26 protein-coding genes are annotated in these 25,247 nt (G+C 56.3%); 16 read left to right on the top strand and 10 right to left on the bottom strand.

Annotation, left to right across the window (positions count from 1 at the left end; translation table 11 throughout):
- Positions 1-40 precede the first annotated feature (40 nt).
- Positions 41-517 carry a lipoprotein YedD gene (gene yedD / locus MHZ89_RS06835; protein ID WP_311782372.1) on the top strand — a complete coding sequence of 159 codons (477 nt, stop codon included), beginning with the start codon at positions 41-43 and terminating at the stop codon, positions 515-517.
- Between the two features lie 48 nt (positions 518-565).
- Here the strand turns inward: yedD and amyA are convergent, their stop codons facing one another.
- From amyA to fliD, 4 genes are all read right to left on the bottom strand, one after another.
- The gene (amyA, locus tag MHZ89_RS06830) at positions 566-2,047 is read right to left on the bottom strand and encodes an alpha-amylase (protein ID WP_311782371.1); all 1,482 of its coding nucleotides are present in this window, start codon (positions 2,045-2,047) and stop codon (positions 566-568) included.
- Between the two features lie 100 nt (positions 2,048-2,147).
- On the bottom strand, positions 2,148-2,516 hold the full coding sequence (fliT, locus tag MHZ89_RS06825) for a flagella biosynthesis regulatory protein FliT (RefSeq protein WP_311782370.1): 369 nt from the start codon (positions 2,514-2,516) through the stop codon (positions 2,148-2,150).
- Positions 2,516-2,926 (bottom strand): flagellar export chaperone FliS, encoded by a 411-nt coding sequence (gene fliS, locus MHZ89_RS06820; protein ID WP_311782369.1) that lies wholly within the window; start codon positions 2,924-2,926, stop codon positions 2,516-2,518. Before fliS ends, fliT begins: the two co-directional genes overlap by 1 nt.
- An 18-nt stretch (positions 2,927-2,944) precedes the next feature.
- The gene (gene fliD, locus MHZ89_RS06815) at positions 2,945-4,366 is read right to left on the bottom strand and encodes a flagellar filament capping protein FliD (RefSeq protein WP_311782368.1); all 1,422 of its coding nucleotides are present in this window, start codon (positions 4,364-4,366) and stop codon (positions 2,945-2,947) included.
- A 338-nt stretch (positions 4,367-4,704) separates the two neighbouring features.
- Here fliD and MHZ89_RS06810 point away from each other — a divergent pair, with 338 nt between their 5' ends.
- The 9 genes from MHZ89_RS06810 to MHZ89_RS06770 all read left to right on the top strand — a co-directional run bounded on the left by MHZ89_RS06810 (position 4,705) and on the right by MHZ89_RS06770 (position 13,787).
- Positions 4,705-6,030, top strand: a complete 1,326-nt coding sequence (locus tag MHZ89_RS06810; RefSeq protein ID WP_311782367.1) for a FliC/FljB family flagellin — start codon at positions 4,705-4,707, stop codon at positions 6,028-6,030.
- Positions 6,031-6,196: 166 nt separating this feature from the next.
- Positions 6,197-7,162 carry an HNH endonuclease signature motif containing protein gene (locus tag MHZ89_RS06805; protein ID WP_311782366.1) on the top strand — a complete coding sequence of 322 codons (966 nt, stop codon included), beginning with the start codon at positions 6,197-6,199 and terminating at the stop codon, positions 7,160-7,162.
- A 144-nt stretch (positions 7,163-7,306) separates the two neighbouring features.
- Positions 7,307-8,029 carry an RNA polymerase sigma factor FliA gene (locus MHZ89_RS06800; protein WP_120453761.1) on the top strand — a complete coding sequence of 241 codons (723 nt, stop codon included), beginning with the start codon at positions 7,307-7,309 and terminating at the stop codon, positions 8,027-8,029.
- A gap of 49 nt (positions 8,030-8,078) precedes the next feature.
- On the top strand, positions 8,079-8,582 hold the full coding sequence (fliZ, locus tag MHZ89_RS06795) for a flagella biosynthesis regulatory protein FliZ (protein WP_311782365.1): 504 nt from the start codon (positions 8,079-8,081) through the stop codon (positions 8,580-8,582).
- A gap of 307 nt (positions 8,583-8,889) precedes the next feature.
- Positions 8,890-9,876, top strand: a complete 987-nt coding sequence (locus MHZ89_RS06790; RefSeq protein WP_311782364.1) for a D-cysteine desulfhydrase — start codon at positions 8,890-8,892, stop codon at positions 9,874-9,876.
- Positions 9,877-9,985: 109 nt separating this feature from the next.
- Positions 9,986-10,786 (top strand): cystine ABC transporter substrate-binding protein, encoded by an 801-nt coding sequence (gene tcyJ / locus MHZ89_RS06785; RefSeq protein WP_311782363.1) that lies wholly within the window; start codon positions 9,986-9,988, stop codon positions 10,784-10,786.
- Positions 10,786-11,454 (top strand): cystine ABC transporter permease, encoded by a 669-nt coding sequence (gene tcyL / locus MHZ89_RS06780; RefSeq protein WP_120453766.1) that lies wholly within the window; start codon positions 10,786-10,788, stop codon positions 11,452-11,454. Before tcyJ ends, tcyL begins: the two co-directional genes overlap by 1 nt.
- Positions 11,451-12,203, top strand: coding sequence for an L-cystine ABC transporter ATP-binding protein TcyN (gene tcyN, locus MHZ89_RS06775; protein ID WP_311782362.1), 753 nt, complete (start codon positions 11,451-11,453; stop codon positions 12,201-12,203). Before tcyL ends, tcyN begins: the two co-directional genes overlap by 4 nt.
- Before the next feature lie 501 nt (positions 12,204-12,704).
- Positions 12,705-13,787: an acyltransferase family protein gene (locus MHZ89_RS06770; protein ID WP_311782361.1), complete on the top strand. Its 1,083-nt coding sequence runs from the start codon at positions 12,705-12,707 to the stop codon at positions 13,785-13,787.
- Positions 13,788-13,854: 67 nt separating this feature from the next.
- On the opposite strand, the gene msrA is transcribed toward MHZ89_RS06770, so the two are convergent.
- The 4 genes from msrA to hpxD all read right to left on the bottom strand — a co-directional run bounded on the left by msrA (position 13,855) and on the right by hpxD (position 17,098).
- On the bottom strand, positions 13,855-14,388 hold the full coding sequence (msrA, locus tag MHZ89_RS06765; RefSeq protein WP_033749765.1) for a peptide-methionine (S)-S-oxide reductase MsrA: 534 nt from the start codon (positions 14,386-14,388) through the stop codon (positions 13,855-13,857).
- Positions 14,389-14,480: 92 nt separating this feature from the next.
- A complete protein-coding gene (locus MHZ89_RS06760) occupies positions 14,481-15,047 on the bottom strand; it encodes a flavin reductase family protein (protein ID WP_311782360.1) in 567 nt (188 codons plus the stop codon).
- A 41-nt stretch (positions 15,048-15,088) separates the two neighbouring features.
- A complete protein-coding gene (locus MHZ89_RS06755; protein WP_311782359.1) occupies positions 15,089-16,054 on the bottom strand; it encodes a PDR/VanB family oxidoreductase in 966 nt (321 codons plus the stop codon).
- Between the two features lie 12 nt (positions 16,055-16,066).
- Complete coding sequence (gene hpxD / locus MHZ89_RS06750) at positions 16,067-17,098, bottom strand: molybdenum cofactor-independent xanthine hydroxylase subunit HpxD (RefSeq protein ID WP_311782358.1); 1,032 nt, start codon at positions 17,096-17,098, stop codon at positions 16,067-16,069.
- A 115-nt stretch (positions 17,099-17,213) separates the two neighbouring features.
- Between hpxD and MHZ89_RS06745 the strand changes: the two genes are divergently transcribed.
- On the top strand, positions 17,214-18,125 hold the full coding sequence (locus MHZ89_RS06745; protein WP_311782357.1) for a LysR family transcriptional regulator: 912 nt from the start codon (positions 17,214-17,216) through the stop codon (positions 18,123-18,125).
- A 152-nt stretch (positions 18,126-18,277) separates the two neighbouring features.
- Positions 18,278-18,838, top strand: coding sequence for an NlpC/P60 family protein (locus tag MHZ89_RS06740; protein WP_409373256.1), 561 nt, complete (start codon positions 18,278-18,280; stop codon positions 18,836-18,838).
- Between the two features lie 60 nt (positions 18,839-18,898).
- On the opposite strand, the gene MHZ89_RS06735 is transcribed toward MHZ89_RS06740, so the two are convergent.
- Complete coding sequence (locus tag MHZ89_RS06735) at positions 18,899-19,720, bottom strand: substrate-binding domain-containing protein (protein WP_311782355.1); 822 nt, start codon at positions 19,718-19,720, stop codon at positions 18,899-18,901.
- A 60-nt stretch (positions 19,721-19,780) separates the two neighbouring features.
- Entirely contained in the window at positions 19,781-20,623 is an 843-nt protein-coding gene (gene pdxK / locus MHZ89_RS06730) for a pyridoxine/pyridoxal/pyridoxamine kinase (protein ID WP_311782354.1), read from the bottom strand.
- A 477-nt stretch (positions 20,624-21,100) separates the two neighbouring features.
- Between pdxK and otsB the strand changes: the two genes are divergently transcribed.
- The 4 genes from otsB to flhC all read left to right on the top strand — a co-directional run bounded on the left by otsB (position 21,101) and on the right by flhC (position 25,222).
- On the top strand, positions 21,101-21,880 hold the full coding sequence (gene otsB, locus MHZ89_RS06725) for a trehalose-phosphatase (protein ID WP_311782353.1): 780 nt from the start codon (positions 21,101-21,103) through the stop codon (positions 21,878-21,880).
- 5 nt (positions 21,881-21,885) lie between these two features.
- Positions 21,886-23,322, top strand: a complete 1,437-nt coding sequence (gene otsA, locus MHZ89_RS06720) for an alpha,alpha-trehalose-phosphate synthase (protein ID WP_311782352.1) — start codon at positions 21,886-21,888, stop codon at positions 23,320-23,322.
- 970 nt (positions 23,323-24,292) lie between these two features.
- Complete coding sequence (flhD, locus tag MHZ89_RS06715) at positions 24,293-24,643, top strand: flagellar transcriptional regulator FlhD (RefSeq protein WP_120453785.1); 351 nt, start codon at positions 24,293-24,295, stop codon at positions 24,641-24,643.
- Positions 24,644-25,222: a flagellar transcriptional regulator FlhC gene (gene flhC / locus MHZ89_RS06710; RefSeq protein ID WP_311782351.1), complete on the top strand. Its 579-nt coding sequence runs from the start codon at positions 24,644-24,646 to the stop codon at positions 25,220-25,222.
- Positions 25,223-25,247: the final 25 nt, after the last annotated feature.

Genomic DNA, 25,247 nt, shown 5'->3' with positions numbered 1-25,247 from the left:
TATAACTTAGCCGCCATTGAAGCGATCTCAGGGATTAACGATGAAAAAGTGGATGCTGACGGCCGCGCTGGCGCTGGCCGGTTGTGCGCAAATTAACAGCTATGAGGATGCGGTGCAGACGCCGGCCCCCGCCAGCCTGCAGGGCAACTGGCAAACCTTCGGCCCGCAAAGCGGCTTACGCAGCGATCAGGCGCTAGGCAGTCTGATTGTAAATGCGGACGGCAGCACGCTGGACTGCCGTCAGTGGATGCGTGTTATCGCCAAACCAGGCAAACTTTCGCGCCTCAGCGGCGATTACGTAAACGTCAACCGCCAGTCGCGCGTCATGCCTTTAGTGCTGGATGGGAGCGAACTACACTATGACGGTCTGACGCTGCGCCGGGTCGAAAAACCGACGGTGGAATGCCAGCAGGCGCTGGCTGAAGTGGCCCGTCAGCCGAAGGCGGCGGTAATACAGAATATCGAGCCGGAAATCCTGAAGTCCGACATTACGCGGGCGAACGAAAAAAAACAGTAATTGCACCACGCCTTATTTCGTCAGACGCGACGGAATAAGGCGCTTAAGTTACTCCGCCAGCACCCAGACGCTGACGCTGCCGCCGTTGCAGCGCACCACGACGTTACCCTGTTCATCAGCGGTAATCATCTCTTGGCGATGGCCCAAATAGTCGCGCCAGGCTTTACCGGCAAAGCCTTCACCCATCGCTACGCGTTTTTCGCCTTCATCGCCATTCGACATAATCACGATGCATCCCGGCTGCTCAGCGGTGCCGCTGCGGCTGAACGCCACGCAGTTGGGATGATCGAAGTAATCCGCCTGCGCGCCCCAGGCGTAAAGCTGACGAGCCCGAATCAGCGGCTCCAGCTCTGGGATAACAGGCATTTCGACGCGATGCGTCCCGCCGTCGCCCCCTTCATCTTCATAGCTGGCGCCAAACAGATCGGGATAAAACACCGTTGGCACCCCCTGTTCACGCAGCAGGATTAAGGCATAGGCGAGGGGCTTAAACCAGGCTTCTACCGGCGCTTCCAGCGACTGCAGCGCCTGAGTGTCGTGGTTGGCGACCAGCGTGACCGCATGCCAGGGATCGGCCTGGACCAGTGAATTAGCGAAAACCTGGCTGAGATCGTAGTCGCTGCCCTGCGTTGACGCCTGATGGAAATTCAGATGCAGCGGCGCGTCGAACAGCAGGGTTTTGCCCTCTACCTGCTGGATATATTCCAGCAGCTTGTCAGTCTCGAACGACCAGTATTCGGCGACGATAAACATCGGCTCGTCGGCGACCTCCTGAATATGTTCGATCCACTCTTTATAGAACCAGGCGGGAATATGTTTCACCGCATCAAGACGAAACCCGGTGCAGGGCACCTGTTGCATCACCCAGCGCGCCCAGTACTTCAGCTCTTCGCGTACGGCGTTGTTGCGAAAATCGATATTCGCGCCCATCAGATAGTCGAAATTGCCCAGCTCGCTGTCTACCTGATTGTTCCAGCCGTCGGCGGTGTAGTCATTAACTATCTTGAAAACGCCGTTCTCATCCGGATTTTCGATATGGTCGACGCCGCTAAAGCACTTATAGTCCCAGACGAATTTTGAATATTTACCCGCTCGCGCCGGAAAGCTGAACCGCGTCCAGGCTTCGCACTCGATCACCTCATCGCTGATGTCGTCGCGATTATCGGGATTGACGCGGTTGACGCGCACGCGCTCTTTCTCATCGGCGCCCATTTTATGGTTGACCACCACATCCAGCAGGACGCCGAGATTGTGCGTGCGAAGGGCATCCGCCGCAGCCAGCAGCAGCTGCTTGTCGCCATATTTGGTGGCAACGCTGCCTTTCTGCTCAAATTCGCCCAGGTCGAAAAGATCGTAGCTGTCGTAGCCGACGGAATAGCCACCCGATTCGCCTTTACAGGCAGGCGGCAGCCAGGCCATGGTAATGCCGATCTCGCTCAGCCAGGCGGCCTTTTCAGCGACTTCAGGCCAAAGCTGGCCGCCGTCCGGGTAATACCAGTGGAAAAATTGCAATAACGTCGGGTTGTGCATCTGCTGCGCTCCAGCGGGAAGGAAAAGCAAGTATGGAGCACGACGAAAAAAAGACGCACCGGCAGAACAACTCTTTTGTTCTCCGCGGTGCGTTTCAGAATCAGGAGAGGGGCTGGTTTTCCATCGGCACCATCACGCTGCCCTGTTTGCCATAGGCGTTGAGCACCGATTTCTGGCGGGTATTCTGGTTAACCAGCGTCGAAAGCTCGTTCATGCGATCCTGCAGCAGGCGCTTCACTTCACTTTCATTATCAAGGATATGGCGCAGCACCGGACGCAGCTGCTCCTGCGCCTGCGCAGAAGGCGAAGCGGCCTCGGTCGATCGCGCCAGCCGTTGCACCGCGCTGACGTAATCAACTTCCTTTTTGATCAAATCATCCCATTCGCCCTCGGCCGCAAGACGCAGCATTTGCTGGCTGAGATCGAGTAACTGTTGGTAAATGGTAATCAGTTGCGGTGCTAGTATCATTAAACGGCGTCCTGAATCAGAGGTTGAGGCTGGGCAACTTCCTTCCAGGCATCAGCAATATTACGCAGCAGCGCTTCGACCTCAACAATGGCCTCCACGTCATTACGTAAATTCGCCTGAAGGAGGCGCCGCACCATATAGGCGTAAAGCGAAAGCAGGTTGGTGGTGAGCTCATCGGCGCTCTCTTCTGCGAGACCCTGCCTGAGCCCGTTTTCAATAATGTTGATGGCTTTAGAGAGGGAAAGACCTTTTCCCTCAATGTTGCCGTCCTGCAGGAACAGACGGGCGCGAACCAGCGCGCTGAGCGCGCCTTCGAACAGCATATTCACCAGCTGGTGCTGGCTGGCGCTCATCACGGCGCTTTCGACGCCGATTTTTGCATAGGCCTGAGTGCCGTTTGCGGTGTACATGATCACTCCTTAGTAAAATCAGCTCTTGGAGCTGGAGCTGCTTGACGTATCGAACTGCTGCGTCAGATAGCTGCTGGTCTGGTTTAGCGAGCTCATGACCACGTCGAGCTGGGTAAACTGGGTTTTTAAGCGCGCAATGGTGTCAGTAATGCGGTCGTTTACCTTGTTGTACTGCGCGGTCAGATCGTTCAGCGTCTTGCTGACACCGTCGGTCGCCGACTGCACAATGCCAGTGCTGGAAAGCCAGCTGGTCAGGTTGCTGGCGACGGTAGTGGCGACGCCGGTGGTCTTGCCGTCACCGATAATCATCTCTTTCACACCCGCCATATTCGTGGTGAGGCTGGTGTTCAGCTTGCTGGAGTCCAGATCCAGCTGACCGGTGGTGGGATCGGTCGTCACGCCGATCTGCGCCAGGGTTTTAAAAGTGGAAGAGCTGGAGGCGTTGGTCAGCAGGCTCTTCAGCTGGCTCTGGATAGTGCGCAGCGTACTGTCGCCCAGCAGCGCGCCATTACTGCTGTCCTGCGAGCTGGCACCTACGTCAACGGCGGTATATTTGGTCAGGCTGGAGAAGCTGTCCTGCAGCGTGTTATAGGCCGACACCCAGCTGGTGATGGCGTTGCTGGCTTTTGAGGTGTCGGTGGCGACGGTCAGCGTCTGATTGCCGCTGGTGGTATCGCTCAGATTCAGCGTAATGCCTTCCAGCGCGTCGCTGATAGTGTTACTGCTGTTTTCGATAGCGATATTGTTAACGGTCAGCTTGGCGTTCTGCGCCGTCACGCTTTCCGTCATCGCATTGCTGCTGGCGCTGGCGTCATAGCCGACAATGCCCTGCAGCGTACTGTCGCCGGTAACTTTAATGCTGCTGACGGCATTATCCGAACCGGTTTTATCAGAGGTGACGGAGAGGCGGTAGCTGCCGTCCGCGACTTTGATAATGCTGGCGGTAACGCCTGCGTCGGCGCCGTTAATGGCGTCACGCATACCGGTCAGCGAGGTCTGATCGCTGGTCAGCGTAATGTCTTTGCTCGAGCCGTCCGCCAGCGCAATGCTCAGCGTGCGGCTGCTGACCGAGCTGTCGCCCAGCGCCGTGGTGTTGCTGCTCTGTACTGCTGAGGTCAGCGTCTGCGCCTGCGCCAGCTGCGACACGCTAATAGTGTATTTACCCGCCACGGTGCTGCCAGAGGTAGTGGCGCTAAAAGCACTGGAGCTGCTGGTCGCCGTCGTGGCAGTGAACAGGTTCGCGTTATTAAGCGTGGTGTTCGCCGTCTGGAAGGTGGTCAGGGCGCTTTTCAGCGTCGCGTAGGCGCTCAGCTTGGCGGTATAAGAAGACTGTTGGTTAGAGATCGGCGTCAGAGCGGCTTTTTCCGCCGTCTGCATGCTGTCGAGAATACTGCTTAAATCCAGGCCTGAACCGACACCCAGGGTAGAGATACTTGCCATGCTTGTTTCCTTATCATGTCGACACGGAGAGTGAATACCGGGGTTATCGGCGGCGAATGGGGAAAGTTTAAAGTTATTCCTGCCGGCGCGATAAAGCGAATAGCGCATATAGAGAAGGGTATTTCTAAGGCTAGAAAAAGGGCGATTTTTTTCTAAAGAAGTCGCAGGCGAGGGCGATAAAGATAAGCGTGACAGGTTGAAGGAAAAAAATTTCACCTGGTACTAAAAAAATTCTAAAGGTTGTTTAAGGGCAGACGATAACAACTTTGACGGCGCTGAAGCCGGCGGGTTGAAGCCCACACCTTAACCGAAAGACTTGATTAACAGGAATATTTATCATGGCCCAAGTCATTAATACCAACAGCCTCTCGCTGATCACTCAGAACAACATCAACAAGAACCAGTCCGCTCTGTCTACCTCTATCGAGCGTCTGTCTTCTGGTCTTCGCATCAACAGCGCTAAAGATGACGCTGCTGGTCAGGCGATTGCCAACCGCTTTACTTCTAACATCAACGGCCTGACTCAGGCTTCACGTAACGCCAACGACGGTATCTCTGCTGCGCAGACTACTGAAGGCGCGCTGTCAGAAATCAACAACAACCTGCAGCGTGTACGTGAACTGACCGTACAGGCACAGAACGGCACCAACTCTGACTCCGACCTGTCTTCAATCCAGGACGAAATCAAATCACGTCTGGACGAGATTGACCGCGTATCTGGTCAGACTCAGTTCAACGGCGTGAACGTACTGGCTAAAGATGGCAAAATGTCTATCCAGGTTGGCGCTAACGATGGCCAGACTATTTCCATCGACCTGAAAAAAATTGACTCATCTACTCTGGGACTGAGCGGTTTCTCTGTATCAAAAAACACGCTGGAAACTGGCGAAGCTATCACTCAGCTGCCAAACGGCTCTAACGCTCCAATCGCTGTCAAAATGGATTCAAGTGTAGCGACTGATCTGGGTATTACTGATACCTCTGCTCTGTCTCTGCACAACGTAACCAAAAATGGTACCGCAACTTCTACTTATGTTGTTCAATATGGCGATAAGAGCTATGCCGCTTCTGTTGCTCAGGATGGTACCGTTAAGCTGAACAAAGCAGACGTGACCTATAATGACAAAGCGAACGGTGTTGCAAATGCTACGCAAACTAATAGCCTGGTGCAGGTTGGTGCAGACTCTAACGGTGATGCTGTTGGTTTCGTAACTGTTCAGGGTAAAAACTATGCGGCTACCGGCTCTCTGGCTAACGCCAACGTTACTGATAACACTGGCGCTGCAACTAAAGTAACGATTGATGGTACAGGAACTAACCAGGCTAAAATCGAACTGAGCCAGAATGGTACTACAGCAGCGACCGATCAGTTCGCTGGTGCATCAACCAATAACCCGCTGGCGCTGCTGGACAAAGCTATCTCTACTGTTGATACCTTCCGTTCAAGCCTGGGTGCGGTGCAGAACCGTCTGGACTCTGCTATCACTAACCTGAACAACACCACGACTAACCTGTCTGAAGCACAGTCTCGTATTCAGGATGCTGACTACGCGACCGAAGTTTCAAACATGTCTAAAGCGCAGATCATCCAGCAGGCTGGTAACTCAGTGTTGGCGAAAGCTAACCAGGTTCCGCAGCAGGTTCTGTCTCTGCTGCAGGGCTAATCGCCCTCTGGTAAACGACCTTAAACCCCGCTTCGGCGGGGTTTTTTTATGGCTGAAAAACAGCGAATTAGTCACCATTACGTTACAGATCCTCGCCATTCTGCCGATAACTCCCTACAGAACATCACACCTTTTTTAGCCCGATTTTTCTTTTTCTGGAGTGTCTATGCGCTTCAATTATGACTTGTTACCTGGCGAGCAGCTTACCTTCGAGGAGATTGCGCTGCGTTACGCGCAGCAGCATCCCGATGAAAGGGCGCTTACCGTACGCGGGTTGCTGAGCCCGTCCACCAGTCATCGCACTTTACGCATTCGCGCGATCTTCGCCGGTGAAGAGAGCAACAGTCCGCTGGAAGATCTGCTGTTTATCTCTGACGATAACGAACGCAAAAACTACCTGCGCCGTTTCGAGCACTACCTGAAGTCGCAGGAGCCATTCGCCTATTTCCGCCGCAGTGAGGCGCAGCGCGACAATCTTTGGCAGGTTATGGGTGAAAGCCGGGTCTACGCCATGATCGATCCTCACGCCGCCGCCGCGCAGAACCTGCTCGCCAGCCGCGGCTATCAGCTGGTGTTGATGCGCGAGGATGAGAACGAGGCGTACTGGCAGCTCTTCGATCCCCAGTCGCACCCCTGTTTTCCGCTTTCGCGCCGCATCCAGTTTATTGTGGTGCTGAGTACGCCGCAGCATAAGGTACCAACGGCAGTGATGGCGGGCATGGAAGTCGGCCGGCGCGTCAAAGCCAGCGTATTGCAGCGCGCCAGCCAGGCGGAGTTTCTGGCAGCGGTAAAAGCGCGCTACGGCGGCTGCGTAATGACCGGCACGCGCCTGACCGATCGTCACAGCTGGCCCTGGGTAGAGGCGTGCCATATCGACAGGCGGGAAAATGAGGAGGGGGGGCTGGCGGACAACAGCGTCGATAATGGCCTGTTCCTGCGCAGCGATCTGCAGCGCCTGTTTATCAATAAAATGATAAGCATTGATGGTGATTCAGGGCAGATACGCTTCCATCCTGACGCAGAAATCCAGCAAAGCATAAGCCCTTATTACCAGGCGCTGGAGGGGCAGGTCTGCGCCCTGTGGGAGGCGGTTCCGCTCGCCACGCGGCAGCGGCTGGGCGCGTTGGGTTAAGCGCCCTTATGAGAGCGGATCAATCCGCTCTCTGACATAACAAAAATGAAATAACCTCGCTTTTGCCCGCCTATTCACCCAATCAATCCCCCCTACAGAACTGGATAATCCTGCCGATAACTTCATTAACGCAGGGTAGTCAACGTGAACGATTTCTATACCGCCGAAGGCGTGATGGATAAACATTCGCTCTGGCAGCGCTACGTCCCGCTGGTGCGCCATGAAGCATTGCGTCTGCAGGTTCGTCTGCCAGCCAGCGTTGAGCTAGACGATCTGCTGCAGGCCGGTGGCATTGGCTTGCTGAATGCTGTGGAGCGTTACGACGCACTGCAGGGGACAGCATTCACCACCTACGCCGTGCAGCGCATCCGTGGCGCAATGCTGGATGAGCTTCGCAGCCGTGACTGGGCGCCGCGCAGCGTGCGACGTAACGCACGCGAAGTGGCGGGCGCGATGCATCAGGTCGAGCAGATGATGGGGCGTGCAGCCACCGAGCAGGAAGTAGCCGATCGGCTGAATGTTTCGATGGAAGAATACCGGCAAATTTTGCTGGATACCAATAACAGCCAGCTCTTCTCCTACGACGAGTATCGAGAAGAACACGGCGACAGCGCGGAGCTGGTCACGGAAGGGCATGAAGAGGCCAACCCGTTGCATCAGTTACTTGAAGGGAATCTGCGTGAACGCGTCATTGAAGCGATCGAAGCTTTACCCGATCGCGAAAAAATGGTGCTGACACTGTACTACCAGGAAGAACTGAACCTGAAAGAGATTGGAGCGGTACTCGACGTGGGAGAATCACGCGTCAGCCAACTGCACAGTCAGGCGATAAAACGCCTGCGTGCCCGACTAACGGGAGCGCGCTGACGGCTTCAGTTCCTGGCGATCTAAAAATAATAAAACCGGGGACTCAGCAATGGGAGCCAAATCCAAAGCCAGACCTTTAAGCCGTTATCTTAAAGATTACAAACATAGCCAGAGTCACTGTTCTCACTGTGGCAAAGTGCTGGACCGCATGGCGTTGGTGTTTCGCGGTCAGATCATCAATAAAGAGGCCATTGCGCGCATGGACCAGATGATTGATGAGCAGCTGTGGCTGAAATTACAGCCAGAACTGACCGCGCTGTGCCGTTTTTGTAGTGATATTTTTTGCAATACGCATCCTAATTACTTCGACATTATGGCATTCAAGCAGTACCTGTTTGAGCAGACGGAAATGAGCCACAGCACCATCCGCGAATATGTGGTACGGCTGCGTCGTCTGGACGATATGCTTAAGGCCAAAAATTTCCCGGCTGACCGCTTAAGCGGCAATAGCTGGCACGAATGCCTTAAGAATGATTTGCCTGATGCGGGCAATAATAACTACCGCATCGCGCTGCGCAAATATGACCAGTTTTTGGGGTGGCAGCGCAGCTAGCTGCCGAAGCGCTGGCACGCTGATCGACTCCGCTCAGGTGGAGACGTGTCAGAAATACCAGCGAAGCATTCAGTATGCCGCCGCGACGCACTTAACCTGGCGGCTACCTGAGAAGCGGGCAGCGCAACCTGTTCCTGTCATAAGGGAGGGGTTGTGCGATAGTCTTAAGTACGTCCCCCTGCTGCTTACCGCTGTTTAAAAATGCGAAAGCATCAGGTGACCTCTTCTTTTACGCGCGAAGGCAGATGATCCTTCGCGCAACTTCTGCAACACTGTAAAGATTACTGTGACAGCCCCGGAGGCCGCATTGTCTTTACATCTTCTTCAACAGTATCCACGTCTTGAGCTGCTCGGCGCGCCGACCCCGCTGGAGCATCTGCCACGCCTTTCCGACTATGTCGGCCGCGATATTTTTATTAAACGTGACGATGTCACGCCAGTTGCCCTTGGCGGCAATAAACTGCGCAAGCTGGAGTTCCTGGCGGCGGATGCGCTGCGCGAAGGGGCTGACGTATTGCTGACGGCGGGCGCTATTCAGTCTAACCACGTGCGTCAGACCGCCGCCGTCGCGGCAAAGCTTGGCCTCAAGTGCGTCGCGCTGCTGGAAAACCCGATTGGCACCGAGGCGGAAAACTACCTCAGCAACGGCAACCGGCTGCTGCTGGATCTCTTCGACTGTGAAATCGTGCTGGTAGAGGCGCTGAGCAATCCGGCGGCGCAGCTGGCGGCGCAGGCGGAACGCCTTGAAGCGCAGGGTTTTCGTCCTTATGTCGTCCCGGTTGGCGGCTCGAACTGGCTGGGCGCGCTGGGGTATATCGAATGCGCGCAGGAAATCGCCCATCAGAGCGAAGGCGTGGTCGACTACGCCGCCGTCGTGGTGGCGTCCGGCAGCGCAGGCACCCATGCCGGGCTGGCTGTCGGGCTGGAGCAGCTGCTGCCGCAAACCGAGGTGATTGGCGTTACCGTTTCGCGGACAACAGAGCAGCAGCTGCCGTTGGTAGACAGCCTGCGTCAGCAGCTGATTAGCAAGCTAGAGCTGACCAGCACCGCGCCCGTTACGCTGTGGGACGACTACTTTGCACCGCGCTACGGCGAGCCGAACGAGGAGGGGATGGAAGCGGTCAAACTGCTGGCTCGCCTGGAAGGTATTCTGCTCGATCCGGTTTATACCGGCAAAGCGATGGCTGGCCTGCTGGACGGCATCAGTCAGAACCGCTTCCGTCGCGAAGGGCCGCTGCTCTTTGTGCATACCGGCGGTGCGCCGGCGTTATTTGCTTATCATCCTTCGGTCTGAGCAGCCGGAAAAAAAACGTTTATACTGCGCAAGTTACTGAAGCAGTACCGGGCGGCGCGCAAGCGCTGCCTGACAACACACACATCACATACTAATAAATGGGGTAGATATGATTTTTTCTCGTGTTGGTCGCCATCTGGCGATGGGCGTGATGGCGGCGGCGATGATTGTCGGCGTTAATATCAAGACGCACGCGGCGGAAAACCTGCTGGCGCAGATCAAAGACAAAGGCGAGCTGCGCGTCGGCCTGGAAGGAACCTATCCGCCGTTCAGCTTTCAGGATGAAAACGGCAAGCTTACCGGCTTCGAAGTCGAGTTCGCGCAGCAGCTGGCGCAGCATATGGGCGTAAAAGCGAAACTGCAGCCGACCAAATGGGACGGCATGCTGGCGGCGCTGGACTCTAAACGTATCGACGTGGTGATCAATCAGGTGACCATCTCCGAGGAGCGCCAGAAGAAGTATGACTTCTCCACGCCCTATACCATCTCCGGCGTGCAGGCGCTGACGATGAAAGCCAAAGCGGGCAGCATCAACAAGCCGGAAGATCTGGCGGGTAAAAAAGTCGGCGTCGGCCTCGGCACCAACTATGAGCAGTGGCTGCGCAGCAACGTAAAAGGCGTCGATATTCGTACTTATGATGACGACCCGACTAAATATCAGGATCTGCGCTCTGGTCGTCTGGATGCGATCCTGGTCGATCGTCTGGCCGCGCTGGATCTGGTGAAGAAAACCGGCGACACCATGGCGGTAGCGGGCGCGCCGTTCTCACGTCTCGCCTCAGGCGTGGCGCTGCGCAAAGGCAACGAGGATCTGCTCAACGCGGTGAATCAGGCGATTGCAGCGATGCAGAAAGATGGTTCGCTGGCCAAACTGTCTGAAAAATGGTTCGGCGCGGATGTGACTAAGTAATGCAGGAAAGTCTCAAACTGGTGCTGGATTCAGCACCTTTTTTATTAAAAGGCGCGCTCTTTACGCTACAGCTCAGCATCGGCGGCATGTTTTTCGGCCTGGTGCTGGGCTTCGTGCTGGCGCTGATGCGGCTGTCGCGCTTCTGGCCGGTTAGCCTGCTCTCCCGCTTTTACGTCTCGGTATTTCGCGGCACGCCGCTGATCGCTCAGCTGTTTATGATCTACTACGGCCTGCCGCAGTTCGGCATCGAGCTTGATCCCATTCCCTCCGCCATGATTGGCCTGTCGCTCAATACCGCCGCCTACGCCTCGGAGTCACTGCGCGGCGCGATTGCGGCCATTGAGCGCGGCCAGTGGGAAGCGGCGGCGAGCATCGGCATGACCCGCTGGCAGACGCTGCGCCGGGTGATCCTGCCGCAGGCGGCGCGTACGGCGCTGCCACCGCTCGGCAACAGCTTTATCAGCCTGGTGAAGGATACCTCGCTGGCGGCGACCATTCAGGTGCCGGAGCTGTTCCGTCAGGCGCAGCTCATTACCTCGCGCACGCTGGAGGTTTTTACCATGTACCTGGCGGCGTCACTGATCTACTGGGTAATGGCGACGCTGCTGTCGGCGCTGCAAAACCGGCTGGAAAAACGGGTCAATCGTCAGGATGAGGAGGCGAAATGAGCGCCATTGAGATCACCGGACTGGTGAAAACCTTTAACGGCCAGACGGTGCTACACGGCATCGACCTGGAGGTCGCTTCCGGCGAAGTGGTGGCGATTATCGGTCCGAGCGGCTCCGGGAAAACGACGCTGCTGCGCTGCATCAACCTGCTGGAGACGCCGGACAGCGGCACCATCAAAGTCGGGGAGATCGCTATCGACGCCAGGCTGGCGCAGACGAAGCAGAAAGAGCAGGTGCGTCAGCTGCGCCAGCAGGTCGGCTTTGTGTTTCAGAACTTCAATCTGTTTCCTCACCGCTCGGTGCTGGAAAACATTATTGAAGGGCCGGTCATCGTTAAAGGCGAGCCTAAAAGGGAAGCGGAGGCGCGCGCCCGCGCGCTGCTGGAGAAAGTCGGATTGCAGGGCAGGGAGAGCAGTTTTCCGCGTCGGCTGTCCGGCGGTCAGCAGCAGCGCGTCGCCATTGCTCGTGCGCTGGCGATGCGTCCGCAGGTGATCCTGTTTGACGAGCCGACCTCGGCGCTCGATCCTGAACTGGTGGGCGAGGTGCTCAACACCATTCGCGCGCTGGCGCAGGAGAAACGCACCATGGTTATCGTCACCCATGAGATGAGCTTTGCCCGCGACGTAGCGGATCGGGCAATTTTTATGGATCAGGGCCGCATCGTTGAGCAAGGCCCGGCGAAAGCGTTGTTCAGCAACCCGCAGCAGGCGCGTACTCGCCAGTTCCTTGATAAATTTTTAAATCAGTAATGGATACGCCTCTGCGGAGGCGTATCTGCCTTGCCTGACAATCCTCTCTCCTGGCTCAAGGGTCAGCTCGCCGCGCCATCAGGAGGCGGGACGCAAAGATAAGCGGCTGGCCGCTATTATTCCCGCGCGTTAACACAGTTATTTATTCACGCTTAAACAATCTGGTGCAAAGTCATTAATTATTTCTGCCTGGCATATATCAATATCTGGCTTTTCGGCATTAGGGTTACTCCTATTTACCCGGTAAAACAACGGGCATTATAATTCCCGCTCTTCCTGTTTAGTTATTAACAGTTAACTAAAAAATAGCCTGCATCCTGAACGTAAAGAAAAAGCGAAACGTGTAAACGATTGTTAATTCAGGGCCAGCGCAATATTTTTAAGAGTTTCGCTAGAGTCAGTAGCAAAGGAATAGCGAATAATCGCCAGATAATCCTAAAAGTGTCATTCCCTTTTTCCTTTCCGATTTAAATTTCTGACCTACACAGCAGGAGTCAAATCATGAGCAACATCAAGTCAGATGAAATATCATGGATCAATACCCTAAAGGGCGCCTGCATACTGCTGGTCGTGCTGTATCACACCGTACTGCCCGGCTTTGAAGGCACCCTGAAGTATCTCTCTGCTGGCTGGATACCGGCAGAAATATGGGTACAGTTTAATACGGTGCTGTCACCGTTGCGTATGCCCGCCTTTTTCTTTGTATCAGGACTGCTGGCCACCAATGGCATTTTAAGCCGCCCCTGGAAGCAGGTCTTTACCAGCCGTATTACCAATCTTTTCTATCTCTACATTCTGTGGGGCTTTATTCAGTGGTGGTCTATCACCGGCATCTCGACTGAAATTACCGGGCAGCGTATTTCTCAAAACTTGAACGCCGCCTATGCCGGCTCGCTGTTTGAATTTTTAAAGCTCACTTTTATGGCGATGAGCACCTCCTGGTATCTCTACGGGCTTGGCTTGTATTTCCTCTGCGCCAAAATATTCCGCCAGCATAAAGTGGCCCTGTTAGCGGTCGCGGTGATCCTTAATTACCTTGCCATTGAGAAAATTATTCCCATGTGGGGGCCGCAGAGCGTCGCGCAATATTTTGTGTTCTTCCTGCTGGGCGTATTCTGGAGCCCGATAATGCTGCGCCTGAGCGAGTGGCGCCGTGAAAACTGGACGCCCTGGGCGATACTGGCGGCGCTCGCTGGCATCCATGTGATTTTCGGCCTCGATAAGAGCCTGTTTATGTGCATTATCGCGGTGCTGGTGAGCGTGGCGGTCTGCCGCTGGCTTAATCAACGCTTCAGCATGAGCTTTATGAACTGGATAGGGCGCAATACGCTGCAAATCTACGTTATTCACCGCATTTTCATTGAGTTCTTCGGCATGTCGGCGATTCTGTTCGCCCAGCGTCACCATCTGTTCGAGCAGGCCTGGTTCTCTTTCCTGTGGGCCAGCCTCTATCCGGTGGCGATAGTCGGCCTCTGTTCGCTCTGCTCGGTAGCGGTGTGGTCGGTGACCAATCGCGGACTGGGGCAGTCGCTGTTTATCTTCCCGACGCTGATTGGGCTGAAGCGCGCCCGCTCCGCGGCCTGAAAAAAAGCCCCGCGCAGGCGGGGCTGAGAATGAATGCAACGCAGCGGGCTTCAGGCCCGCTGTTTGCTTAACTCTTTACGCGGTTAGCGAAGCTTTTGCGCAGCTTCTGCAGTTTCGGCGGGATCACCGCCATGCAGTAGCCGTTGCGCTGGCCCGCGCCCTCCCAGTAATCCTGATGGTACGCCTCGGCGGGATACCACTCTTTCAGCGGCTCAATAGTTGTGACCACCGGATCCTGATGATCCTGCTGCGCACGCGCAATGGCGGCGACCGCTTCCGCTTCCTGCTCTGGCGTAGCCGGGAAGATGGCGGAGCGATATTGTGTGCCGATGTCGTTGCCCTGGCGGTTAAGCTGGGTAGGATCGTGGGTAGCGAAGCTGATATCCAGCAGATCGCCATAGCTCACTTTTTCGGGGTCGAATCCTATGCGAATCGCTTCTGCATGACCGGTCGCGCCGCTGCATACCTGCTCATAGGTCGGGTTCGGGCGCGCGCCGCCGGTATAGCCGCTTTCAACCGACTCCACGCCGATCACATCTTTAAAAACCGCTTCGGTACACCAGAAACAGCCGCCTGCGATCACTGCGTATTCGATTGCCATAATGCTTAACTCCTGTCGAGGTCGAGAAAGAGAGAGTAAGGACGGCGGCGATCCTTTTCAACCTGCGCATGGTGAGATTTGTCCGCGAGACGCTAAATCAGCATCTCCGGTTTAAACTGGCCGCTGCGATCGAGCACGCGGTCGCCCATGATAGTAAAGCGGCCCTCGCCGGTATAGTGCAGCGTAGGGGGAAACTCCGGTTCGTCAGCGACATGCGCCTTCACGATTTCGAAAATAAACAGGTTGTAGTTATCCACCATCGAATCGTCATAGAGCTGGCACTCAAAGCTGGCGAAACACTCGTTAATCAGCGGGGCGTTCACGACGCTGGCAGGCCCGGCGGTCAGATCGAAGGCGTCGAACTTATCCAGTTTGTCGCCGTGGCTGTTGCCGATAGCGACGACCTTATCGATCAGATCCGCCGAGGGCACGTTCAGCACGCACTGGCCGCTGTCGCGGATCAGCGCATGGCTGTGGTTCATGCTGGAGATCATGCAGCCGACCAGCGACGGCGAAAATTCCAGCACCGTATGCCAGCCGAGGGTCATGATGTCGCTGTGCGTGCCAAACTGCGAACTGAGCAGCAGCACCGGGCCTGGCTCCAGATATTTGCGCGCCTTGCTGACCGGAAAGGCGGTTTTGTGCAGACGTTGGCTCATGGCATTTCCTTGTTTTGGGGCGATGCCATTAAGTGTAGAAGCTACAGGTCGATCACCAGCGCTTTACTGCGGCTGCGCGAGCAGCAGAGCGCGATTTGTTGACGCGGCGCAGATTTTTCCTCCTCCGACTGGACGGTGTCGCGGTGGTCCGCCTCACCTGACAGCACCGGCGTCAGGCAGGCACCGCACAGCCCCATTTCGCAGGAGAGCGGCACGTCAACGCCATTCTCCAGCAGCACGCGGGCGATAGTCTTATCCGCAGGCACCGGCCAGCTGGTGCCGGTGGAGGCCAGCGTGACGGTAAAACTCTCGCTCTCTCCCTGCGCGGGCGGCGGGGCGGCCGCGCTAAAGGCCTCTGTATGCACCTGTTCTGCGCGCCAGCCCAGCGCCTGCGCCTGCTGCTGGAGGTGCGCCATAAAGCCTTGCGGACCGCAGAGATAGAGATGCGCGCCGCTCTCAGGCGCGCGCAGCGGCTCGGGCAGATGCTGGCGTGGGCTGTTGCCCTCGGCGCTGCACAGGATTTCGCTATAACCATGACGGAAGGGGCGAAGCAGATGGCGCGCCAGCGCCGCGTCCTGACGCTGTTTCACGTAATAGTGCAGCGAAAAAGAGACGCCGTCGGCATCGAGCTGCGCCGCCATCGCCAGCAGCGGCGTCAGGCCAATGCCCGCAGCGACAAGCACCACCCGCTGCGCCGCCACCAGCGGAAAAAGATTGCGCGGCGCGGAAATCGTGAGCCGCTGGCCCAGGCGCAGCTGCTGATGAATATAGCGCGAGCCGCCGCGCGAATCGGCCGCCAGCCCGACGCAGATCAGGTAGCGATCCTGGCGCAGGGGCGAGCCGGTCAGCGAATATTGCCGCACCATGCCGTTGCCCAGCTGCAGGTCGATATGCGCGCCCGCTTCCCAGCGCGGCAGCGGCTCGCCGTCGTCGCGCACCAGGCTCAGCGCAACGGCGTGACGTCCCTGGCGCGACAGGCCATCGACAATCACCGTAAAGGTTGTCATCTCATTACCTCGTTAGACCAGGAAAAATTCGCCGTAGCCCTGCTTTTTCAGGCCGCGACGGTAGGCGATAGAGCTGCGATCGGCCGGGATATGCGCCTCCAGCGTCAGATCGAGCGGCAAACGCTCCGGCATCTGCGTCTCTACCATCAGGCGATCCTCTTCAAACACGCGATGGTTAAAGGCATGTACATCCTCAACCGGTATGTGCAGGTCGAAGTTGCGCGCGATGGGCGCGAACATGCGCGTTTTGCGCGCCGAGACCGGCGAGGCGGCGTTCATAATGACCAGCCGCGCCGCATCGGGGAAGTGCACCGTCAGCGTGGCGGTAAAGGGGAGATACATCTCAAAATGACGCAGCCACTGAAAGTCTTCCGGCGCCTGCTGCTCCGACCCTGCCGCAAAGTTGGATACAGAGCTCCAGTAGTCCACCGCAAAACCATACTCCGTCTCAACAGGGTTGTAAGGCGGTACCTCCTGGTTGTCTGGGTCGGCGAAGGTTTCGCTGTGTACCCAGGCGAAGTGCGCCACGTCGAGAAAACCCTCTACCTGACGTCCGGCAAACCCGGCGACGTCAAAAGGGGGGCAGTTGATCTGCTGAAAGCCGGCGTCGTGCCAGTGCGGCATCTGCGGCAGCGCGGCGGGATTGTCGGCGTCTGGTGCCAGGCAGACCCAGACCAGTCCAAAACGCACCTCTACCGGAAAGCTGATGAGGTTGAGCTTGGCGGGTACCGGCTGGCCAGGGCTGGAGGGAATGCGGTTGCAGCGGCCATCTTCGCCGAAGCGTAGCCCGTGGTAAGGGCAGATAATGCCGTACTCGTCGTGAAAGCCGAGCGTCAGCGGCACGCCGCGATGCGGGCAGACATCTTTCGCGGCGACGATCTGCTCATTAATGCGATAGAGCACCAGCTGCTCGTCAAGCAGTACCGCTTTTATCGGCGCGGGGCCGACGTCGCAGAGACGCGCCACCGGATGCCAGCAGCGCGCCAGCCGCAACCAGTCGTCGGGTTCAAAAGTACAATGGGCCGGAGGCGCGGGTTGTTTCATAGCGATGACCTTTCTGAGAGGTAAGGGACGATGCAAACATTGTGGACAGAGCAGGGTGCAACGATCCATCATCGTTTTTTCAGTCAGGTGTTGCGTTAAACAGTACAGGTAACCCATGCTGCCTTTTTCACGTTTTTCACACTACTTCCTGGAGCTGGCGCGCAGCGGCAGCTTACGCAAGGCGGCGGAAAAGTTGCATGTCTCCGCTTCAGCGATTAACCGGCAGATCCTGCAGGCGGAGGAGGAGCTTGGCATGCGGCTGTTTGAGCGGCTGCCGGACGGTATGCGGCTGACCAGCGCGGGCGAGCTGCTGCTGGACGATCTGCGTCGCTGGCAGCGCGAATATCAGCGCACCCGCCAGCGTTTTGATGAGATTCAGGGGCTGCGGCGCGGGCATGTCAGTCTCGGTCTGATTCAGGCGCTAAACGAAGGGGCAATTGCCGATGCGCTGTCACAAATTGCGCAGACGCACCCCTGGCTGCGCCTTGATCTCAGCGTGCATGACAGCGCGCAGATTAGCGAGCAGGTGCGGCTGGCGGAGCTGGACGCCGGGCTGGTGCTGGATCCACAGGGGCAGGCGGGGTTGAGCGTGATGGCCTTTGCAGAACTGCCGATTGGCGTCGTGCTGCCCGCCGGGCATGTGCTCAGCGGATGCGATACGCTCTCTACCGGCCAGCTCAGCGCCGAGCGGCATATTATTCCCGGCCCGCCGCTGGTGGTGCATGAGCGGGTAGAGATGCTTTACCGCCGCCATAGTCTGCAGCCGGAAAACGTCATTACCTGTAACGACATTCGCCTGATCAAATCGCTGATCAGGCAGGGCAGCGGCATCAGCATGTTAAGCCTGCTGGACGTGATGGATGAGGTCGAGCGGGGCGTGCTCAGCTTCGTGCCGCTGCGCGACAGTAGCGTCAGGCCGCTGACGCTGGCGTTATGCTGCGCGCCGGCGCGGCAGCTGTCGCGCGCCGCTCAGCAGGTTATCCAGCAGCTGACCGGCGTTATCGAGTCGCTGGGCGCGCCGCGCTGAGCGCCACTATTTGTCTTAAAATCAGCGAATAACGCACTTTTTGTAAATTAACGTAAAGCGGCGTCCCGGCAGGTTTAGTGGAAGCCGTAATTAAGCTATAAGTCCTCTACCACGCCAACCTGCTTAGGGTTTCACCTTACACGATGACGACTCTGCGACCTCTGCTGACGCTTGTGTTAGCCTCTGCTTTTCTGCTTGGCGGCTGCTCCCGTCATTCCACCGATACATCCGCCCAGAACGATACGCAGGTCAGCGATGGGAGCCTGGGCGATCAGCCCGATCTCATTCCGGTCGTGGCGGCGTTGCACGATCAGATGCACACCTGGCACGGCACGCAATATCAGTGGGGCGGTACTGAACTTTCCGGCGTCGACTGCTCAGGTTTTGTCTGGCGAACCCTGAAAGACCGCTTCAACCTGCCGATGGATCGCGTCACCACCACGGAGCTGTTGAAGATGGGCAAACGCATCGCGCCGCGCGATCTGCAGCCGGGCGATCTGGTCTTTTTCCGCATCAAGGGTGGTATGCATGTTGGCTTCTATGATACCGACCAGCACTTCTTCCATGCTTCGGTCAGTCAGGGGGTAGTGCGTTCCGCGCTCGACAATCCTTACTGGCAAAAAGTCTTTTATCAGGCGCGGCGACTGCCAAAAGAGTACAACGCGCAGATTACCCTCAATAAGGGCAGCGGCATAGCGCTGGCGCGTCAGTAAACGCGTCGCTGCGACGAGCGATTTTGCTGCGTAAAGCCCGCCAACAGGCGGGCTTTTTAGTTAGTGACGAACGGCGCAGCCGCACTGGCCCATTTCACCCAGTACCGCTTTACCCTGATGGGAGTGGCGCACGCGCAGTTCGCTGTGACGCCAGGCGCCATCTTCCTCCGCGCGGTTGAGCAGCAGACGATTAAGCGCTTCCGCTACCAGCAGCGCGCGCGGCTGCGCCCAGGTTGTCAGATGCCACGTTGAGGCGTTCGCCTCTTCGCTGTCGCCGAATCCGGTAACGGCGACGTGCGCACCCTGACCAAAATCGCGCACCGCCTGCAACGCGCCAAACGCCAGCAGATCGTTATCGCAGAACAGCGCCTGAATACGCTCCGCTGCGCGGGCGCGCTTCAGATAGTGCATCATCGCCTGATAGCCGCTGTCGCGGTCATCTCCCGACCCCGCGGCGGTCAGGTGCTGATTTACCGTCTTTCCTGCTGCGGCTAAAGCGCTGCTGAAGCCGTCAATACGCGCAGGATCGGCGCAGGTCGCCTGTTGCAGATAGCCGAAACGCTGGTGGCCCTGTGCCAGCAGAAGCTGACCCATTTCCGCGCCGGCGGCGAAGCCATCCAGATTCAGGTCCTCCAGCGCGATAAGCGGAATCTTCCCGGCGGCGGCGCAAAAGGCAGCGCTAAAACGACCGGAAAGGTGAATCGCGGCGCTCAGCAGCGGCACCAGCTGCCGCGCGCGATCGTCCGCTGCGGCGTCAACCAGCAGCGCCGCGCAGCCGCGCGCGTTAAGCTGCCGGTTGACTTCCTGCAGCAGCGCTGCCGTCTGCGGATGGCTGAAATCAGCGCTCAGCACGCCGACTGTTTTACAGGTGTTGTTATACATTCAGAAGACCCTGTTAAGGTGAATAGAGGTCACTGTACCATAAAGGAAATTGCCCAGTTTTCACAATGACTCTGCGCGCGCCAGCTGCAGTTCGCGCATGCCCAGCGTGCGGGTCGCCAGCACCGATTGCTGGGCGAACAGGCTCGCCTGCTCAACGGCTTTATTGAGCGGCACGCCGCCCAGCAGGCCGGCGGTCAGTTCGGCGGTAAAAAGATCGCCGGTGCCTTTGGGCGGGTTATCGTAATGTGGATGCTCGGTGATAAAGGTCTCTTTCGCCGTCACGCAGAAAACCTGCATGCTGCGACGCGCCTCATCGCGCGTGGCGCTGGTCACCACCACCCATTCAGTGCGCGCGCCAAGCAGCGAGCGCGCGGCGTCAATAATTTCCGCGTCGCTCTCCAGTTGCGTGCCGCACAGGCAGCCCAGCTCAAAGCGGTTGGGCGTCAGCCCTGTCGCCAGCGGCGCAAGCTGTTCACGATAGTGCGTCGCCAGCTGCGGATCGACATAAAAACCGCTGTCGTCATCGCCCAGCACCGGATCGATAATCACCGGCAGCTGTGGGTTTTTCTCGCGCATCAGCCGCAGCCAGCGCGCCAGCGTTACCGCCTTGTCGGTCGATTTCAGATAGCCCAGCACCACGGCGCGCGCGGCGCTGTCGAGATTGCGATCCGCCAGCGCGGTCAGATAGCCCTCAAACCAGGGCTGAGGGATTTCACCGCCGTAGCAGCTGGCGTAGTGGGGCGTATTACTCAGCAGCACCGTAGGCACCGCCACTACCTGTAACCCATGACGGCGCAGCGCGGGTACGGCGATGCTGTTGCCTACGCTGCCGTAAACGACCTGGGACTGAACAGAGATAACGTCGATAATTTCGCCGCCCGCGGCGTCGGATACCTGAAACATACTGCTCTCCTTGTTAGCACTCCACTGCCCCAGTATACAGCCCACGCAGCGGGTTGCGGCGAGTGCCTGCATCGTCGGAATGTGCTTTTTTCCCGCTTCGCTTAACGCCCGCAACCCTTGCAGGAGGATAGATAGCGGCAGGGGAGAAACAGGATAAACGGCTGCAAATTCGCAAAAAATGCCGCGCAACTGGCAAATATGAGAAGGCCGACTACACTTAATCGCGACGATGTTTTCAGTCAGGTTGATATGTCTGTGAAGGTTTTAAAACGTAGTGGCGTTCTATCCGATTTTTCAAGCTGGTATCCGCAGTTTTTGCCCTGCACTTTAACCCCTGCTCAGCCGTTTCGGCTGTCGAATCCGCAGACGGTCACCCTCGCTAAAACATCTTACTTTCTATGGCGCGTTGACGAGCCAGGCCTCTGACCTGACAAGCCGCGAATCGGACGCGCCCGAATCAACAACAGGAGAAGACACGTGACCCAAGCGGCGAATGAACATGCCTCGCTTCCTGCGCTAAGCGGCGGTCTTTATGCCTTCTTTTTTGACGTAGACGGCACCCTTGCCGCTATTCAGCCACAGCCTGACGCCGTTTTCATTCCAGAAAACGTTCGCCAGCAGCTGCAACAGCTGTCATCCCTTTGTCACGGCGCGCTGGCGCTGGTATCGGGTCGGCCAGTTGCGCAACTCGACGCGCTGGCCGCGCCCCTTATTGCGCCTGCCGCTGGCGTACACGGCGCTGAGCGTCGCGATGCGCAGGGCGAACTGCATCAAATCACTCTGGAGCCTGACGTCGCCGAGGCGTTGCAGCAGCAGCTGCAAGAGGCGATGGCGCGCTGGCCAGGCACGTTACTTGAGGCCAAGGGTATGGCCTTCGCGCTGCATTACCGTCAGGCGATGCAGCATGAGCAGGATGTGCTCGACCTGGCCGAACAGGTCGTGAAGCGCTTCCCGGCGCTGACGCTTCAGCCGGGAAAATGCGTCGTGGAGATTAAACCGCAGGGAGTAGATAAAGGCGAAGCTGTGCGCGCCTTTATGCGAGAAGCGCCTTTTACCGGTCGAATCCCGGTATTTGTCGGAGACGATCTGACGGATGAGAAAGGATTTATCGCCGTAAACGCCATGCAGGGCATTTCCGTAAAGGTTGGACAAGGTTCCAGTCAGGCGCGCTATCGACTGCCAGACGTCGAGGCGGTATATGCGTGGCTGGAGCGATTACTATTACAAATAAAACAAGACAACGTGGGTAAGGAGTAAAGGTTATGAGTCGTTTAGTGGTCGTATCTAACCGAGTAGCCATTCCTGATGGGAAAAAAGCCAGCGCAGGCGGCCTCGCCGTCGGCATTCTTGACGCGCTAAAAACCACCGGAGGATTGTGGTTTGGCTGGAACGGGGAAATCAGCGAATTTTCCGGAGAAGAGGAAGACGAACTCGTACAGGCAGAACATGACGGCATCTCCTACGCCGCGCTGCCGCTGAGCCAGAACGATTACGATCTGTATTACTGTCAGTTCTCCAATACCGTAATCTGGCCCGCGTTCCATTACCGTCTCGATCTGGTGCAGTTCCAGCGTGAAGCCTGGGACGGCTACTGCAGCGTCAATGAGATGCTGGCGCAGCGCCTGAAGCCGCTGATTAAGCCGGACGACACCCTGTGGATCCACGATTATCATCTGCTGCCGTTCGCCGCCGCGCTGCGTAAGCAGGGCATTAATAACCGCATTGGCTTCTTCCTGCATATCCCGTTCCCGACGCCGGAAATTTTCAACGCGCTGCCTCCGCATAAAGAGCTGCTGGAGATGCTGTGCGAATACGATCTGCTGGGCTTCCAGACGGAATCGGATCGCGTGGCCTTCCTTGACTGTCTGAGCCAGCTGACGCAGCTGCAGAATAAAGGCGAGAAGAAACACCGCGCCTTCGGCAATACCTTTATGACCGAGGTTTACCCTATCGGTATCGAGCCGGACAGCATCAAAGAGATGGCTGAAGGCCCGCTGCCACCCAAAATGGCGGCGATGAAGCGCGAACTGGGCGATGCGAAAAACATCATCGCCTGTGAGCGCCTCGACTATTCGAAAGGGCTGCCGGAGCGTTTCCTGGCGTATGAAGCGCTGCTGGAAAACTTCCCCGAGCATCGCGGCAAAATCCGCTATTCGCAGATTGCGCCGACCTCGCGCGGTGATGTTCAGGCCTATCAGGATATTCGTCACCAGCTGGAAACCGAGGCCGGGCGCATCAACGGTAAGTACGGTACGCTGGGCTGGACGCCGCTCTACTATCTCAACCAGCACTTTGACCGTCGTCTGCTGATGAAGATTTTCCGTCTGACCGACGTCGGTCTGGTGACGCCGCTGCGCGACGGCATGAACCTGGTGGCAAAAGAGTATATCGCCGCGCAGGACCCGGACGATCCGGGCGTACTGGTGCTGTCGCGTTTTGCCGGTGCTGCCAACGAGCTGACCTCGGCGCTGATCGTCAACCCTTACGATCGTGACGAAGTAGCGGCGGCGTTGAACAAGGCGCTGACCATGCCGCGTACAGAGCGTATTTCACGCTACAACGATATGATGGCGGTTCTACGCAAAAATGATATTACGCACTGGCGTGAAAGCTTCCTGAAGGACCTGTGGGAAATTCCGCCGCGTAGCGAAGATCACAGTACGGTAAATAAAGTGGCGACCTTCCCTAAACTCGCCTGATGTCCACGGCGGCCTGTTAATACGGGCCGCCGTTTGTTTTTATCCCGTTACCGCCTTTTCTCTCCAGCCTCGCTAAAGCATTCCGTTACCGTAAAACCCCGGCATAGAGTGGCATTTGTTGCTTTACCCGCCACTCATGAAAAAAAACGCTTTTTTTGTGCGCGCAGGCCTAAAGTCTGGCGTCCTGATGCCGATAGTTAGAAGTCATAAAAGTGTCAACTTCGCCATTCATTCACATCTCTAATGTAACTCATTGTTACATCTACTGTCCCCGGCTTTACGTCCACTGTTAAGCGTTAACGATTCGTTGCGTAAATGCGCCGGTTCTTCGCCGTCTCTCTTTACGTTTCGCTTACTAACTCCAGGTAACATTTGCCCTAAGTGATTAATTTTTAAATGGTTGTCGACAGCCATTTTCAGAGCTTTATGCTGCCTGAGAGTGGTGATGCGGCTGCTTATAGGGTGGTAAGCGCAATGTTAAAGATAATAGATCGACTCTCCGGCTATCTGAGAGATACATCATGTTTGTAAGGGGAATAAGCCCATTTCTAGGACGAAATATAAGTGAAATAAAGCAAAATTGAACAAAAAACAGACAAAGTAAAAGCGGAACTGAAGGGTTGAGGAAAAAATTTGCCTTAAAAGTGTGATGCAGATCACACTTTATCTAAAATTTCACATCCCTGTCGTTGTATGTGCAAATCAGACGGGATAGATTTGCGTTGTTTTAGGAATAGTCTTAAAGAAGTGTAAAAAGACGTCACGGAAGAGCGCAATAATTTAAAAAAGAATGGCCCTGGGGTTTTGACTAACGCTGTAAAAATGTCGCAAAAGACATAAAGCAGACTTCAGAGTACGTTTGGTTTTTGGCTGTAAATTTTTGCCATCTTTAGATTTAACAACCAGCAACCCGAAGCGCAGAGGGTTTTTTCTGCGATGCTCTAACGTCGCGTCTGTCAGGATGGAAAAAATGGGTACATCTGATTTACTTAAACATATTTATGATATCAACCTGTCTTATTTACTGCTTGCACAGCGATTAATTAACCAGGAAAAAGCTTCTGCAATGTTTCGCCTCGGAATTGATGAAGAGATGGCTAATGCATTGTCGCAATTAACTCTGCCTGAAATGGTAAAGTTAGCGGAAACCAACCAGTTGGTTTGTCAGTTCCGCTTTAACGATCACAACATTATTAATCGACTGACGCAGGAATCCCGCGTGGATGATTTACAACAAATCCACACCGGAATTTTATTATCCAGCCGTTTGCTGCGTAATGTTTCTAAAGAAGAAGCGCCGGCGAAAAAGAGGGCGATGTAAATGTCAGATAAAAGCATTGTCCAGGAAGCGCGCGATATTCAGCTCGCCATGGAATTAATTTCGCTGGGCGCACGTTTGCAAATGCTGGAAAGCGAAACCCAGTTAAGCCGCGGCCGTCTGATTAAACTTTATAAAGAGCTGCGCGGCAGCCCGCCGCCGAAAGGCATGCTGCCGTTCTCTACCGACTGGTTTATGACGTGGGAGCAAAATATTCACGCTTCTATGTTCTGTAACGCCTGGCAGTTTATGCTGAAAACCGGTATGGCAACCGGCGTAGATGCGGTTATTAAAGCTTACCGCCTCTATCTTGAGCAGTGTCCGCAATCGGACGAGGGCCCGCTGTTGGCGCTGACGCGCGCCTGGACCCTGGTGCGATTCGTTGAAAGTGGCATGCTGGAACTGGATGACTGCAAAAGTTGCAACGGCAGTTTTATCAACCATGCGCATCAGCCGGTCGGCAGCTTTGTCTGCAGCCTGTGCCAGCCGCCATCACGTGCGGTAAAAAGACGTAAACTTTCTGCAGATTCTGCCGATACCTTTCCACAACTGCTGGATGAACAGGTTAAACACGCCGTTTAAGTTTGTTCGCATCGTGGAAAGTCAT

It is taken from the genome of Pantoea sp. ACRSB (assembly GCF_022346905.1).
GTDB lineage: Bacteria > Pseudomonadota > Gammaproteobacteria > Enterobacterales > Enterobacteriaceae > Pantoea > Pantoea piersonii.
The sequence above is the reverse complement of the archived record's forward strand: the minus strand, read 5'-3'. Positions and strand labels throughout refer to the sequence as shown.

Coding starts and splice junctions, on each gene's coding strand:
- yedD (WP_311782372.1), top strand. CDS start 41: ATGAAAAAGTGGATGCTGACGGCCGCGCTGGCGCTGGCCGGTTGTGCG.
- amyA (WP_311782371.1), bottom strand. CDS start 2,047: ATGCACAACCCGACGTTATTGCAATTTTTCCACTGGTATTACCCGGAC.
- fliT (WP_311782370.1), bottom strand. CDS start 2,516: ATGATACTAGCACCGCAACTGATTACCATTTACCAACAGTTACTCGAT.
- fliS (WP_311782369.1), bottom strand. CDS start 2,926: ATGTACACCGCAAACGGCACTCAGGCCTATGCAAAAATCGGCGTCGAA.
- fliD (WP_311782368.1), bottom strand. CDS start 4,366: ATGGCAAGTATCTCTACCCTGGGTGTCGGTTCAGGCCTGGATTTAAGC.
- MHZ89_RS06810 (WP_311782367.1), top strand. CDS start 4,705: ATGGCCCAAGTCATTAATACCAACAGCCTCTCGCTGATCACTCAGAAC.
- MHZ89_RS06805 (WP_311782366.1), top strand. CDS start 6,197: ATGCGCTTCAATTATGACTTGTTACCTGGCGAGCAGCTTACCTTCGAG.
- fliZ (WP_311782365.1), top strand. CDS start 8,079: ATGGGAGCCAAATCCAAAGCCAGACCTTTAAGCCGTTATCTTAAAGAT.
- tcyJ (WP_311782363.1), top strand. CDS start 9,986: ATGATTTTTTCTCGTGTTGGTCGCCATCTGGCGATGGGCGTGATGGCG.
- tcyL (WP_120453766.1), top strand. CDS start 10,786: ATGCAGGAAAGTCTCAAACTGGTGCTGGATTCAGCACCTTTTTTATTA.
- tcyN (WP_311782362.1), top strand. CDS start 11,451: ATGAGCGCCATTGAGATCACCGGACTGGTGAAAACCTTTAACGGCCAG.
- MHZ89_RS06770 (WP_311782361.1), top strand. CDS start 12,705: ATGAGCAACATCAAGTCAGATGAAATATCATGGATCAATACCCTAAAG.
- msrA (WP_033749765.1), bottom strand. CDS start 14,388: ATGGCAATCGAATACGCAGTGATCGCAGGCGGCTGTTTCTGGTGTACC.
- MHZ89_RS06760 (WP_311782360.1), bottom strand. CDS start 15,047: ATGAGCCAACGTCTGCACAAAACCGCCTTTCCGGTCAGCAAGGCGCGC.
- MHZ89_RS06755 (WP_311782359.1), bottom strand. CDS start 16,054: ATGACAACCTTTACGGTGATTGTCGATGGCCTGTCGCGCCAGGGACGT.
- hpxD (WP_311782358.1), bottom strand. CDS start 17,098: ATGAAACAACCCGCGCCTCCGGCCCATTGTACTTTTGAACCCGACGAC.
- MHZ89_RS06745 (WP_311782357.1), top strand. CDS start 17,214: ATGCTGCCTTTTTCACGTTTTTCACACTACTTCCTGGAGCTGGCGCGC.
- MHZ89_RS06735 (WP_311782355.1), bottom strand. CDS start 19,720: ATGTATAACAACACCTGTAAAACAGTCGGCGTGCTGAGCGCTGATTTC.
- pdxK (WP_311782354.1), bottom strand. CDS start 20,623: ATGTTTCAGGTATCCGACGCCGCGGGCGGCGAAATTATCGACGTTATC.
- otsA (WP_311782352.1), top strand. CDS start 21,886: ATGAGTCGTTTAGTGGTCGTATCTAACCGAGTAGCCATTCCTGATGGG.
- flhD (WP_120453785.1), top strand. CDS start 24,293: ATGGGTACATCTGATTTACTTAAACATATTTATGATATCAACCTGTCT.
- flhC (WP_311782351.1), top strand. CDS start 24,644: ATGTCAGATAAAAGCATTGTCCAGGAAGCGCGCGATATTCAGCTCGCC.